11 protein-coding genes are annotated in these 14634 nt (G+C 37.8%); 5 read left to right on the top strand and 6 right to left on the bottom strand.

Translation table 11 applies throughout. The features are described from left to right. Positions 1 to 8: 8 nt before the first annotated feature. From J4Q03_RS11555 to J4Q03_RS11540, 4 genes are all read right to left on the bottom strand, one after another. Positions 9 to 2660 carry a hypothetical protein gene (locus J4Q03_RS11555; RefSeq protein WP_426048324.1) on the bottom strand — a complete coding sequence of 884 codons (2652 nt, stop codon included), beginning with the start codon at positions 2658 to 2660 and terminating at the stop codon, positions 9 to 11. Positions 2661 to 2864: 204 nt separating this feature from the next. Next, positions 2865 to 3611 carry a T9SS type A sorting domain-containing protein gene (locus tag J4Q03_RS11550; RefSeq protein WP_426048323.1) on the bottom strand — a complete coding sequence of 249 codons (747 nt, stop codon included), beginning with the start codon at positions 3609 to 3611 and terminating at the stop codon, positions 2865 to 2867. Between the two features lie 59 nt (positions 3612 to 3670). After that, complete coding sequence (locus J4Q03_RS11545; protein ID WP_426048322.1) at positions 3671 to 5560, bottom strand: Omp28-related outer membrane protein; 1890 nt, start codon at positions 5558 to 5560, stop codon at positions 3671 to 3673. A 30-nt stretch (positions 5561 to 5590) separates the two neighbouring features. Next, positions 5591 to 6655 carry an Omp28-related outer membrane protein gene (locus tag J4Q03_RS11540; RefSeq protein ID WP_426048321.1) on the bottom strand — a complete coding sequence of 355 codons (1065 nt, stop codon included), beginning with the start codon at positions 6653 to 6655 and terminating at the stop codon, positions 5591 to 5593. A gap of 202 nt (positions 6656 to 6857) precedes the next feature. Here J4Q03_RS11540 and J4Q03_RS11535 point away from each other — a divergent pair, with 202 nt between their 5' ends. Genes J4Q03_RS11535 through J4Q03_RS11525 form a run of 3 tightly spaced genes read left to right on the top strand, consistent with a single transcriptional unit; the run spans position 6858 to position 11089 of the window. Continuing rightward, positions 6858 to 7343 carry a TlpA family protein disulfide reductase gene (locus J4Q03_RS11535; RefSeq protein ID WP_426048320.1) on the top strand — a complete coding sequence of 162 codons (486 nt, stop codon included), beginning with the start codon at positions 6858 to 6860 and terminating at the stop codon, positions 7341 to 7343. A gap of 2 nt (positions 7344 to 7345) precedes the next feature. Then, positions 7346 to 8998: a DUF6029 family protein gene (locus J4Q03_RS11530; RefSeq protein ID WP_426048319.1), complete on the top strand. Its 1653-nt coding sequence runs from the start codon at positions 7346 to 7348 to the stop codon at positions 8996 to 8998. 30 nt (positions 8999 to 9028) lie between these two features. Then, a complete protein-coding gene (locus J4Q03_RS11525) occupies positions 9029 to 11089 on the top strand; it encodes a cytochrome c biogenesis protein CcdA (protein ID WP_426048318.1) in 2061 nt (686 codons plus the stop codon). A gap of 63 nt (positions 11090 to 11152) precedes the next feature. On the opposite strand, the gene J4Q03_RS11520 is transcribed toward J4Q03_RS11525, so the two are convergent. Further along, positions 11153 to 11950: a DUF2797 domain-containing protein gene (locus J4Q03_RS11520; protein WP_426048317.1), complete on the bottom strand. Its 798-nt coding sequence runs from the start codon at positions 11948 to 11950 to the stop codon at positions 11153 to 11155. A 38-nt stretch (positions 11951 to 11988) separates the two neighbouring features. After that, complete coding sequence (locus tag J4Q03_RS11515; protein WP_426048316.1) at positions 11989 to 13047, bottom strand: DUF389 domain-containing protein; 1059 nt, start codon at positions 13045 to 13047, stop codon at positions 11989 to 11991. Between the two features lie 75 nt (positions 13048 to 13122). On the opposite strand from J4Q03_RS11515, the gene J4Q03_RS11510 reads away from it, so the two are divergent. Both J4Q03_RS11510 and J4Q03_RS11505 read left to right on the top strand, forming a co-directional pair. Further along, a complete protein-coding gene (locus tag J4Q03_RS11510) occupies positions 13123 to 14145 on the top strand; it encodes a GDP-mannose 4,6-dehydratase (RefSeq protein ID WP_426048315.1) in 1023 nt (340 codons plus the stop codon). 141 nt (positions 14146 to 14286) lie between these two features. Then, entirely contained in the window at positions 14287 to 14508 is a 222-nt protein-coding gene (locus J4Q03_RS11505) for a DUF2795 domain-containing protein (protein ID WP_002662059.1), read from the top strand. The last annotated feature ends 126 nt before the right edge of the window (positions 14509 to 14634 follow it).

Raw genomic sequence — 14634 nt, 5'->3', positions numbered from 1 at the left:
TCCCGGAATTACTCAGTTTCGGGCTTTTCTTTTTTCCTGAAGACATTTTTTAGAAACCCCTTTTTTTCCTTTTTCTCTTCCTGTGGTTTAAGTTCTTTCTTGGCTTTAATCTCCTGTTTTACCTCTTTTACGGTTTCTTTCACTTCTTTTACTGAAGAAACTGCATTTTTTACAGTTTTTTCTGTTTTATCAACATTCCGTCCTATTAAAGTTTTCTTCAGCCCCTGCTCAATTCCTTTCCAGAAAAGATTAAAAAACGATTTTGTAGGGTCCCGCTCAACATTTTCCACCGCCACCGCTTCCGGAAACTTTCCGGAGTTGGAAATTATAAAAAGGTTGGCAACAGCTGTCAGCACTCCTTTTTTCTCACGATTATCCTTATTCAGAACAGCAATCTTCAGGTCTTTATGTTTCAGGTTGAAGGTTCCGTTTATTCCTGCAGGATTCCCTCTGAAATTAAACAACATTTCCTGGATGGTTCCTGAAGTAGCTGTGACATGAAGGTAAGGCCTGATGAACGGATTAATTCCGCTTGCGGGAAGATTGGATGTTCTCCCGGAAATTGAAAATCTGTCGTTGTGATCTGCCACATCAAAGCCCCAGTTCACAGAAAGCGGCGCAAGATTCATGAACGAGCAGTTGATGCTGATATCTACTTTGGTTGATTTTCCTTTTGTTTTGGCAGAATTAAGGTTTTTAACATTCATATTAAAACTGCTGAATGTCAGTTTCCCTGGGCCAGCACTTTCCGGAGTATCTTCCTCATAGACCAGAACTGAATTTTTCAGATCAAGATTATTAACGGTCATTGGAATTTTTACAGACCGGAGCAGCCTGGAATACAAAGGCTTTATTTTAGGATCATCTTTCGGGATCTTGCTTCTGAAAATATTGGCATCAGCAGAAAGAACAGTCACATTGGAAGCATTAATCGACTTATTCCCTGAAAACAGGTTCCAGGTTCCAGCTGCCGTTATCTGTGCTGCCTTGAGATCATACAGATCACGTTCAACAGGTATCATTTTGATAAACCGGGCTCTTGAAACGAGAGGCTTCATGGCAAAGTTATTAATCTGGATCTTATTTTTATTCAATTTTAAAAGACCTGCACTTAAATTATAGAACTGTGTTTTGTAGGCAAAATTCCTGGTTGTGAGATAATAATCTTTAATTTTGAAAGAGAGTCCCTGATTGTTGGGCTTCCGGGCTATTTCAATGGCATTGACAGTTGCGTTAAGGTCGTGAAATGCTAACGGCTGTGCTCCTTTATCGTAAACAATATCAGAATTTTTAACGGTCATTTTCCGGACTATTACTGACTGTATTATTCCCTGCCCTGATTTCCTTTTAATCTTATTTCTAGCAGCCTTAACTGTTCCGCTTATATTCTCAACAAGAAGATCTTTAATATCCAGATTAAGTTTCCTTTCAATAAATTCAAATTTATTGATATTGAATGCAATATGACTGGTTCGCAAGTCCACAGAACCTCGCTCTGCTGCCATTGTTCCAGGAGACAGAACCAGATTCCTGATTTCACCGCTTTTAGGATTTAGCGCAAAACTCTTAAGGGCAAAGTTCCGGTGATTTGAATACTGGATATCTTTTCCTGAAAAATGAAAGTCTTTATACCCTACAGGAATCACTTCTGCTGCCGTGACTTTATCAAACTTCAGCTGGTTGACTTTTACATTCAGTGTTTTTGCAGAAAACAGCCTGGTTCCATCAGGTTTATTGATTAATACAGAGAGGTTGTTAAGTTTCACATCCTCCAGATTGACCTCAAAATTCAATTTTTGTTCAGCTTTTTTGGGCTTTACTCCTGTATTATGTACAGTAAGAACCGGATTTTCAAAATCAGCATTGGCCAGTGAGATCTTGTTCTTCTTTAAAACCACATCTTTAAAATCCATCTTTGGAATGGAAAACTCAAACAGTTTTGGTTTCTTTGGATAGAATCTTTTAAACTGTTCAAAAGAAAGCAGGGGAACCAGACGGAAATTTCCGACCGACATATGTCCGTCTGATGTTGCAATATTGCTTATCGTAATGGCATAAACATTATCCGGGCGGAAGAAAAAATTCTTCCCTTTGATATCATAACGGTCAAAAACTACCGGAAGCTTATCTTCTACAGATTCTTCGGTCATCTGAAGGTTTTCAACAAAAAGATCAAGCTCCTGAACAGACAGAAATTTCTGTTTGGTATGCTTGAAAATATTGATCGTTCCTTTATTGATCCTTATATTCTCAAACAAGACCGGATTTCGTTTTTTCCCGGTTTTACGGTCTACAGGTTTTGCGAGACTGATATTTAGATTAGGTTTAGCCAGAAGAAGATCAGAGGAACTGATCCTTTTATTGAAAACCGCGTCATAGATTCCGAAACGGCTGATCTTTATGGTATCAATTGTTCCCTGAAGCCCGATTACGTTTGTATTTTGGGGATCTTTGCTGTTTACCGTTATTCCCGCCACAAAAACATTTCCCGAACTAAGGTCCACATCCAGTGTTTTATAGGAAACCTTATACTCTGTATTATTCTTTATATATTCAGGAAGCTGGGTTTTAAGCCAGATATTCAGTCCGAAATTCATGACGAGAACAAGTCCCAATAGAACCCCGCAGCCAATGAGTAACTTTTTAATCCATCTTTTCATATCATCATTTTGCTAAATATTAGTTTAAATATAAGACTATTAAGTGTAAATTTTCACTCGTTTATAGTTCATAATGCTAAAATCAATACAGTTCATCCTTTTTTTAAAGATAAAAAAAGGATACTGCACCCCAAAGGCAAAAGACCATCTCAATGTGAGATAGCCCTTTTGCTTGTGAAGTAAAGTATTCCGGGTTAAATGAAATTATTCTTTCATTATTTTTTTTGATATGATTTCTCCCTGATTATTTTTCAGAAAAACGATATAGCTTCCACGTGCCAGATTAGAAGCATCTATTATATCTTTTCCTTTCTTAAGGCTTCCTGCAGAAGCAGTTCTCCCATCTATAGTATACAAAACATAGGATATGTTTTCTTTGGAAGTTATAATGATTCCGGATTTGACACTGGTTGTAGAGATTTCAGCAAAAGAAGCTTTGCTCTTTTCCACATCATTTACTGTTAATGTCGCATTTGGATTATATCTATAGGTGAATGTCACAGGTGTGCCATATTCATTATTAAAATCATCAACAAGATAATATTTCAGCACATAATCAATTGGAAATGTTCCTGATCCGGTATCAGAGTTCCACATAGTATACCCGCTTGATACTTCAGAGTTACCGGGTATACTGATTGCCGGTTTTAAGTTACCTGGATAAACGGCTCCCAAAGATACAAATGGCAAACACGTATTCTGGTAACAGAACTGAAAATTACTTCCAGTAGCATTAACAATATCCACAACCTTTACCCGGACATAGATGGTTGAAGAAGAGGTGTTTATGATTTTATAATGTAAAGTTGCCTGGTTTTCTTCCGTACTGTTATAGGTAATAATACCTCCATTATTTATTGGGGTTCCATCTTCTTTTGCTAAGGTAAGCTGCGCTTTTCCGTAAACAGACAGAAAAACACACAGGAATACAATGTAATTCATGTTTTTCATAATTTTTTATTTATAAAACAAGGAAGTTAACTATTGTACTTCCTTGTTTTTGTGAGGAATTACTTAATAATTAATTTTTTAGTAACCGGTTCTTTATCTTTTTCTTTAATGGAAACCAGATAAATTCCTTTTATTAAATTTTGTATAGAAATTGAAGTGTTAGGTTCTATACCTTCTTTCTCAAGAATTACTCTTCCATTTGTATCAAAAATTTTAATGTTTACCTTTTCTTTTCCATCAATTTTGAAATAATCTTTTGCAGGGTTAGGATATAAGGTTGGATCGCTGGTGCCCATATCAATATCACTGGTGCCTAATGCTCCATTCGCTGCAAATGGTCCTGCCGCATTAACTATTTCACCGGTTGTGGCATCCAATAGAAGCAAAACAACTTTTATTTTGTCTATATTATAAGCTGTTGGAATATCTGCTGTAAATGTATAGCTGACAACCTGACCATCAGTAATATTAGCCGGCACCGAACCTGCCTGTCCGGTATAACCTCCCAACAACATTCTCCCAACATGATCATAAACCATATCCGCTGCAGGTACCGGGTCCGGCTTAGTCTCATATCCTCCCATAGCTCCGTAGGATCCCCCCGCATAGTAATTTCTCTGATTATATCCGGACGTTGTTCCTTTTACACCATCTTCTATAACAACTGCAGCAAATCTGTAATTAGCATTCGTGAAATTCGTTCTGAAAATAGCTGAGGCATTCACCGTCATTGTTCTGCCAGCTAAAGAAGTAGCTGCATTCAGTGCAACCGGAACTAATAAATTTTTTCTTTCCGTAATAACCTGAGAAAAATCAGAACTCACAGCCTGGTCGAGGAGACTCCTGTCCACGTTCATACTTGGAAAGCCTGAAAAATTAGCTCCTGCTTTATATTCGGTTTTTTCCATAGGATCCAGCTGTTGACCACTGCTCGCATGCACAGCAATTCCTATAAAATCATTAGGAAAACTATTTTCAGCATTATGCATTCCAACCGCGCCTCTAGGACACCAGCCACACCAAGTTCCTGTCCCTTCTTCAATTACAACCTTTTTAGGAGAATTCTGGCTTATACTTATAAATCGGGTTGACAATGTATTGTCTGCAGGAGTGGAATCCGGAGATCCGTTGATTCCGGTAATGGTTACACTGATATTCTTGTCTACTACTGAAGAATAATTTACAGCAACAGGATGGATAATTACTTTTTCCTGGCCGGCAGCTAAAGGTATAGGTAAAGCTACCACAGAAGAATGGTCTGTGCCGTCACTCCAGTTAAGTGTTACATTATTAATATTTTGTGCCCCGTTGTTTTTTATGGTTGCTTTAATAAAATAATCCGTATTGATCACTCCGTAGCGGGTTAAGGAAATGTTTTTCAAGGTGACATCATTGTTATTTAGTGTTTTAACGACAACATTATCCACCCCAATTAACCAAAAAGGGATAGAATCATAATGCCTGAAAGATACATATACCTGCTGCCCTATAAAAGACGAAAGGTCAATAGCTTTTGTTTCCACTCCGGCATACGAAGGACTTTCAGTATAAACCGGAACAGTAGCTGTAATGGCCGTGGGATTATTGGTTGTAGTGACATAAACAGAGTATTTTTCTGGTGTTCCTGGATTTTGAGGATGTGTCATCAAATCATATAACAGGAAAGCATTGGAAGCGGTAACCGTACTCAAATTGATTAGTGGTGAAGTAATCAAGTCATTGGGTGTAAGTGCCTGTCCGTTTTTATAAGAATATGAAATCAGAGTTCCCGAACCGAGATTGGGATATATACCGGAAGCATTTGCATTAAGCCATTGCTTCCCGTCTCCATCAATATCAGTGCTCACCCATCCGTTGAGCCCTGCGGTATTAAAATCCTGACTGTAATAAGTCTGTGAGTGGTATATCCCGAACATCAGGATACACACAGCGAATAAAATCTTTTTCATTTTTTTGAGATTTAGGGTTGTTAAATAATTTTATAAAAATTCATAGGTATTTGTTATTCCTATTTTTTCTTCTCTCACATTCAGTACCGTTCCGTTACCATCCATTATCATAACAATGATTTTAAGATGAGCACGATTGTAGCCTGAAGGAACAGCGTATTGAAATGATCTTGAATATTCATTGGAAATCCCTGTCTGGGAATCCGGAATATTTTCTCCCGCTACTGTTGCGGTCAGTTTATTCCGTAAAACATTGTGGTGTACATAATCGTAAATAGTGGAAGGCCCTAAAGCAGGAACATAATTCTTTTGCTTACCCACCAGCTCATCTTCTACAATAAACGCCGCCATTTTAAGCCCTGAAAAATTTTGGGCAAAAGAAATCCGGGTTTCAATATTCAGGATATCTCCTGACACAGCAGAACCTATTTTTATCCCAATTTTACTGAAGGCTTTTAGCTGTGACAACGGCAATGACATGTCTGTATAGTTTTCACTATCATCCCACATCGTATTTCTGTTAATGAACATAGTAGGCCAGCCGAGGTCTGTTCCCGTAACATTTTTAAAAATTTCAGTTTCAGTACTTACTGTATTGGACCACGGATCCTGGCCGTTTGGACCATGAATCCCTATAAAGACAAAACCATCATCCGTTTGCAGTTTCAGGTTTTTTGCCCTTGCACCTGCACGGGTACAGTTTCCACACCAGGTACCCGTGAAATCTTCATACAGAATTCTGTGCTTAAAATTGACACCGTCATTGATAACAGCATTTACAGAGATAGGGTTTACCGGAAGGTTTCTGTATTTTGCACTAATGGTATACACTCCTTTGTCAGTAGGGGTATAGAGATTTCCATTAATCAGCTCACTATTGACAAAAATTTCACTTTCTGCAGTAATGTCATTATTGAGATTATCCTTTATCCTGAAAGTAAAGGTTTTTCCCAATAGCTTTTCGTTACCACCCTCTGAAGAAATGGTAAGATAAGTAGCAACAGTATTTCCTTCGTCACTTGCCGATCCGCTACAGGAAGACAGTAACAAAAAAAATAAAATCACACAGCTTAGAAATAATAACTTTTTTTTCATTGTTTGTTGAATTTTTTAATGCGTTTAAATAAAAGCTGAAACTTTGTGTGGCTTATGTTAATAAATAGGTTTAAAATTTTAATTTTAAATTTTAGATAAAACCAACATTTTCAGTTAAATTGTAAAGATTTCGCATTAAAACTACATAATTAATTATATATTAGCAAATAAAATATACGTTTAATTATTAAAAATAATATTTATGATGAAAATGATTTTATCAGGGTCTTTGTTTTTTTGCTTAAGCTTTTTTAATGCTCAGGACATCCCTAATGTTTCTGTAAACACCTTATCCGGTGATAGGGTCAATTTTTCCAAAATAGATTCCTCCAACCCGGTTGTGGTTGCCTTTTGGGCAACATGGTGCCTTCCCTGTATGGAGGAGCTTACTTCTATCAATGATAAGTACGAAGATTGGCAGAAGGAAAGCAAGTTTACCCTGTTTGCCGCTGCTACAGACGATGCCCGCACGGTATCAAAAGTAAAAACCATTGTAAAAAGCAAAGGATGGCCATACACCGTATTACTAGACTCTAACCAAACACTCAAAAGAGCTTTGAATATCAACAGCATTCCCCACACCATAATCATCCACAAGGGTAAAGTGGTATATTCTCATGTAGGCTATTCTGCCGGAGATGAAGATGAACTTATAAAAAAGATTAAAGAATACAATACCAGTAATTAATTATGCAAAAAAAATTAATTTGTGGGGCCGCCCTATTTACCAGTATTAATCTTTTCAGCCAATTATCCGTAAATCTGGAATCCAATTCACAATATTATATAGATGACAATAAAGTAAAGCTCTCTGATGCTGAAAAAGATCAAAGATTCAGATCAAACAACTACCTGAATGTCAGTTATAAATTAAAAAATTTCACAGCAGGAGTACAGCTTGAATCTTACGAGCCTAAAGCTTTGCTTAATTATTCTCCGGTACTGAATAAAACCAATCTGGGAACTTATTTTATAAATTATAATAATGAAAAAGCAGGAATAGATGCAACTCTAGGCCATTTTTACGAACAATTCGGAAGTGGTTTAGCATTACGTGTGTGGGAAGACAAACAGCTGGGGATTGCCAATTCTCTGCTGGGAGGAAAAATAAAATACACAGATCCAAGCCAAATCATTACCCTAAAGGCTTTATTAGGTAAACAAAGATTAGGATTTAATCTTTCAGATGGTTTGATCGCGGGACTGGATGCCGAACTGAACCTGGATAATATGATAAAGACAAAAGACCTCCACACAAGTATAGGATTCAGCTATGTCAATAAATATGAAGACAATAAGGAAAACATTAAATTTCCTAAAGATGTCAGCATCTATTCTTCCAGAATGAAAATGGAATATTCGAAGTTCGCAATGGAAGCTGAATACCTCTACAAAACCAAAGACAATATTAAGCAAGTAACTACTCTGGATCCGAATAACATATTCTCAGGCAATGCTTTTCTGCTCAATCTTTCTTATGCTACAGATAGATTCGGAATCATTGCGGGACTGAGAAGGCTGGAAAACTTTAATTTTTATTCGGAACGGGACCAGACCGGAAACATTTACCACAATGCCGTTCTGAATTATATTCCGTCGCTCACCAAACAGTATGATTATAGCCTGGCCAATATTTATGTGTATCAGGCACAACCAAGGCTTTCATTTCTGCCTCAAAAGAAATCAGGAGAAATAGGTTCTCAATTTGACATCTTTTATAAGATAAAAAAAGGAACATTACTGGGCGGGAAATATGGGACAGATCTTTCCCTGAATATTTCAAACTGGTACGGATTGAAAGGAACATACAGATCATACATCAATGATGCCCGCAGCTACAATACTGATTTTCTCGCATTAGGAGAAAAATATTACTCCGATCAAAGTCTTGATATCAGAACCAGGCTGAAGGACAAATGGAAGGCTGCATTGGTGCTTATTAATCAGTACTACAATACGAACAGAGTTGAAGAGACAAGTGGTGAAGTAAAAGCACAGACCGTCATTCTGGATAATATTTACAGGTTTTCCAAAAGCTCTATGAAACTGGAACTACAGCATCAATGGGCAAAAGGCTACCATGGGAACTGGGCAGCTGGTCTTTTTGAATATAATTTCAATAAAAACTGGTCGGTGTTCATAAATGATCTTTATAACTATGGAAATTCTGATAAAGAAAAGCAAATGCATTATTATACCGGAGGATTGGTTTTTAGAAAAAGCAGTACAAGAATTCAGGCTTCTTATGGCAGACAAAGAGGAGGATTGCTTTGCGTAGGTGGTGTCTGCAGGTTTGTTCCCGAAAGTGCCGGTTTTTCCTTGGGGATAAGCACCAGCTATTAAAAATACAAATTAATTTTAGTAAAACAGACAATGAAATTTAGAAACTGGTTTTTAGCAGTGCTGCTGTTTTTAGCGGCAGGAATGAATGCACAGATCAAGAACCCTGTAAAGTTTAAGTTCACCGTGAACGACTTAGGGAACAACCAATATGAAGCGGTTTTAAATGCTACGATGGAAAGCGGCTGGCATATTTATTCTAAAGATCTTCCTGAAGACACGGGAATTCCTACTGAATACAAGGTTTCAGGAAAAAATATTGAACTGATCGGAAAGTTTACTGAAGTAGGCAAAAAGCACGAGGAATTTTCAGAAGCTTTTGGAGGGACCATCATTTTTTATTCCAATTCAGCCGGTTTCAAACAGAAATTTAAATTAAAAGATCCTGCAAAACCTGCAGACGTTATTTCTGAAATTACGTATCAGACTTGTGATGACAGGGTTTGTCTGGCTCCGAATACGTTAGAATTCAATCAGAAAGTAACCCCGAAAGGAGCAACTGAGGAAGCGGCGGAAGAAAAAACTGAAACCACAAAAGATTCGGTAAAAGCTATAGAAACGGTGGCTGCAGCTCCTGAAAAAGGAGAAGTAACGGTTACAGAAACTTCAACACTGGATCCAAAACAGTTAAAAATAGCAACGATTGATTTTCAGAAACCTTTGACGGATTGCGGAACAGCTGTGGAAGAAGTAGGAGAAAACTACTGGACTTATTTATTTTTAGGATTTGTAGGCGGGCTGATCGCTTTACTGACACCCTGTGTTTTTCCTATGATCCCGCTGACGGTTTCTTTTTTTACGAAAGGGAATAAAAATAAGGCAAAAGGTAAAAGAGATGCGCTGATCTATGGATTTTTTATCCTTCTGATCTTCGTTCTTCTGAGCCTTCCTTTTCATCTGATTGATGGAATTGCCGGAAATATTTTCAATGAAATTTCCACCAGTGTATGGCTGAATATTGCCTTCTTTATTATATTCATCTTCTTTGCAGGAAGTTTCTTCGGATATTATAATATCACATTACCGAGCTCTATTGCCAACAAATCTTCGAAAGCGGAAGAAGCGGGAGGGATCATCGGGATTTTCTTTATGGCTCTGACACTGGTTATTGTTTCTTTTTCATGTACCGGGCCTATTTTAGGAAGCCTTCTGGGAAGCGCAGTGACGGGATCTACCAACGTGCCTATGCTGCTTACTTTTGCACTGGCAGGATTCGGGCTGGCATGGGCCATCGTTTTTGGATTGCTGGCTTTATTCCCGCAGGCTTTACAGAGCCTTCCGAAATCCGGAGGATGGATGAATACGGTAAAAGTGGTTCTTGGTTTTGTAGAATTGGCTTTGGCTTTAAAATTCTTATCCAAGGCGGATCTGGTTTCAAAGACTTTCTTATTAAAAAGAGAACTTTTTATTGCTATCTGGATTGTCATTGCATTGGGACTTGCGCTTTATTTATTCGGAATCATACGGTTTCCGCACGATGATAAAAAACCGAAAATTTCTGTTACAAGAAAGATACTGGGAGTACTGGGAATAGGTTTTGTGATCTATCTGATCCAGGGCTTAATTCCTGCTGAACGCCCTAAACTACAGCTTTTAAGCGGAATCCTGCCTCCTCTGAATGTAAGTTATCTTCACGATGAAAAAGACGGTATTCTGGGGATGCATCCTGAACATGATTTCTTTAAAGCTGTTGAGCTGGCTAAAAAGGAAAACAAACCCATTTTGATCGACTTCACGGGTTATGGCTGCGAAAACTGCCGGAAAATGGAGGAATTCGTATGGAGCGAACCTGACATCCTTCCGATTTTACAGAATGATGTGGTACTGGCCTCGCTGTATGTGGATGACAAGGAAGAGCTTCCTGAGGATCAGAAAACGAAAATAGATCTTGGGGACGGGCAAATCAAAAAGGTAAAAACGATTGGTGACCGGTGGAGTCTATTCCAGCAGGTGAATTTCAACAACAATTCCCAGCCGCATTATGTCCTGATAACACCGGACGGAAAAGTGATCAATACCCCCGTTTCCGGATATATGCCGAAAGAAGATTTTAAGAAATTCTTAGAGTGCGGCGTGAATTATTACATCCGCTGAACGAAAGTTTCGCCTATTGATTTCAGCTTAGAATATAGCTTATTCTAAGCTGAAATTTTTAAATCAGTTATTTATTTCCAGCTCAATTACATAACCCTCGTGTCCTCTTACATTTATAAAATCTCCACCGCTAAAACTCAGATACTGTCCTTTGATACCGATAAGCTTTCCTGTAAACTCTGGCTTTTTGTCCAGCGTAAAAGATGTTACTTTGGCGGGCTTTTCAAAAGGATAATCGAATTTCCAAAGGTTTTCTCCTTCACTATAGAATTTCTGAAAATCTTCAGGAAAATACTGCCTGATCTTCTGCTGAAAATCGGCAAGATCCATTTCTCCCTCAAAATCATCCTGAAGCATTTTTTTCCAGTTTGTTTTGTCAGGAAGATGCTCTTTTAGGGCTACTTCTATCATTCCTGCTTCATAACGGTTCTCTGTTCTGGCAATCGGAAGGGCAAAAGTAGCTCCCTGGTCGATCCACCTTGTCGGGATCTGGTTATTTCTCGTTACACCAACTTTTACATCTCCGGTATAAGCAAGATATACGGTGTGAGGCTGCAGCTGAATTTGTTTTTCCACTTCCAGATCACGTTCGGCGACCCCCAGATGGGCCGTAGAAAGCTCAGGCCGGATAATTGTATCGCTCGCATAAGGACTTTCAAAAAAGCAGCTCTTACAGAACCCCATTCTATAAACAGGTTTGTTCTCTCCGCAGTTAACACACTGAAATCCGGTATGTTTTATCCTCAGCTCTTTTCCGAACAACTCGTTCATATGAATAAGATCTCCGGAAAGATTCAGATAATATTGAATGGGTTGTGCATCGAAGCTTGTCATTTTTAAAATTTGCCCTTGAAACTGCATAATTGTTCTGTTTATACGTAAATATATTAAAATTAAACTTATTTGACTTTATTCTGAGATTTGATCCTGTCTATTTCTTCTTTCAGCGCTGTTATTTGGCTCTGAAGTTTTTGCATTTCCGGATTTTCAGTACTTTTTACCCCTGGTGAATATTGCCAGATCAGGTGAATATCTTTCACCATTTCATTGTGGGCATCCAGCCTTTTTTTACTGATCGTGACACTGTCATTCAAAAGTGTTATCTTCAGAAAATCCTGATCATTTTCTTTAAATGCCTCATAGCTGATGATAGCCAGCTCCGAATGACTTTCTTTAATATTCTTAATATAATTTTCCGCACGTTCTTTCAGCCTTTCCTTTTCCCATTTCTTTTTGGTAAGCAGAATACTCGGAAATAATATAACAATTGAAATCAAACTGATAAAACCGGAAATTTTACGGTTGTGAGATTTATCCTTTATTCTGTAATATCTTTGATAGCCTAAAAATATACTTAATATCCAGGTGCCCACTCCTATAAAAAAGCAATTGATCAGATAAAAATAAAAGCCTCCCCAAAAATACTCCCAATTTCCATTTGCTATTCCAAAACCAGCTGTACAGAGAGGCGGAATACATGCCGTGGAAACCGCAACGCCCGCAATTACCTTCACAGCCTCTTTCCTGACAATTCCCAGAAACCAGGCGAGACCGCCCAATAAAGCCAGGAAACAGTCAAAAATCGTAGCGGTCTTAAAACTTTCCAATTGTGAAGTCTCTGAATGAAAGGGGGAAATAAAAAAATACAGCGCGGAGGAACAAATCGCAACAACAATCATCAAAACCCAATTGATAATTCCCAGTCTTATAAGCCTTCTGTTTCCTGTAGAAAGACCAAACGCCATTCCTACAATAGGTCCCATTAACGGTGAAATAAGCATTGCCCCAATAACAGCTGCTGAACTGTTGATATTCAGGCCTACACATGCAATCCCCATAGAAATTACCAGAAGCCATAAATTGTGTCCCCGAAAATAAATTCCTTCTTCTATTTCCTGGAATGTAAATTCTTCATCTTCTTCCTTGGGTAATACAAATAGTTTTCGGAAATTGATCATTGATTATTTTTCTGACAAAAGTATGAAAACAGCATTCAAGTATTATTAATAAATTTGCCCATTAAAAATCCACAAATGATTTATCTTGTAACTGGAGGAAGCGGCTTCATAGGTTCACACTTAATAGAACGATTATTAAGGAATGGACATTCTGTCATAAACGTTGACAATTTTGATGATTTCTATAATTATCAGACAAAAATTAAAAACACATTAGAATCTATTGACAAAATTTCGGATTTTGAGTTTTCGGACAAAGAGACCGATATCCGACATTTAACGGCTATTTCCCGTTCGGACAGGTATCAGATGTATTATCAGGATATCCGTGATAAAAGGGGCCTTGAAACCATTTTTAAAAACCACAAAATTGACCTTGTTATTCATCTGGCAGCCCTTGCGGGCGTACGTCCATCCATTGAAAGACCTCTGGAATATGAAGAGGTGAATGTTCGTGGAACGATGAATCTCTGGGAACTCTGTAAAGAATTCAATATTAATAAGTTCATATGTGCATCTTCGTCAAGTGTTTACGGTAACAATGAAAAAACTCCTTTTTCAGAAACGGATAATGTAGACCACCCTATCTCACCTTATGCCGCAACCAAAAAAAGCGGCGAAATTTTAGGACATGTTTACCATAATCTGTACCATATAGACATGATCCAGCTTAGGTTTTTCACGGTTTACGGTCCCAGACAGAGGCCAGACCTTGCCATCCACAAGTTTACAAAACTGATCTCGGAAGGACAGGAAATTCCATTCTATGGTGATGGAAATACAGCAAGAGACTATACTTATATTGATGATATTATAGACGGAATTACGAAATCTATTCTTTATTTAGAAACTCATTCCGGAGTGTATGAAATTATTAACCTTGGAGAAAGTGAGGTGGTTACTTTATCCGAAATGCTGCATACAATAGAAAATACCCTGGGAATTTCTGCCACGAAGAAAAATCTGCCAATGCAGCCGGGAGATGTCCAGAAAACCAATGCAGATATTACAAAAGCCAAGACATTAATTGGCTACAAACCAGACACAGACTTCCAAAATGGCATAAAAAAATTTGTGGAATGGTTTTTGAGAAAATGACATCATGTAAGTTGCTGACACAGCTGTAACGCAGTCTATGACGGCCAATGAATAAAAATTAATCAAAAAGAATTGAAAATCAAGTATAAAAAAGCGTATAATATAAGCTAATTTTATACTTTTGCAAAAAATCAGAAAATTATGTACTGGACATTAGAATTAGCCTCATACCTAAGTGACGCACCTTGGCCAATGACAAAAGCAGAACTTATTGACTATGCAATCAGAACTGGTGCACCAATGGAAGTCGTTGAAAACCTTCAGGCAATTGAAGACGAAGGAGAGATCTATGAATCTATCGAAGAGGTTTGGAGTGATTATCCTACCGACGAGGATTTCCTTTGGAACGAAGACGAATATTAATGAAAGCAATAAGCTTTGAGCGTCATGCTTAGAGCTTTTTTGCCCTTTTTTATATATAACATTCACACGATAAGCGTGTCAGTAAAACGCTTAAAGCATATTGCTTTAAGCATAAAGCAAAAAATT

Origin of the sequence: Chryseobacterium sp. NFX27, from assembly GCF_049887855.1 — a bacterium.
Classification (GTDB): Bacteria; Bacteroidota; Bacteroidia; order Flavobacteriales; family Weeksellaceae; genus Chryseobacterium.
The sequence above is the reverse complement of the archived record's forward strand: the minus strand, read 5'-3'. Positions and strand labels throughout refer to the sequence as shown.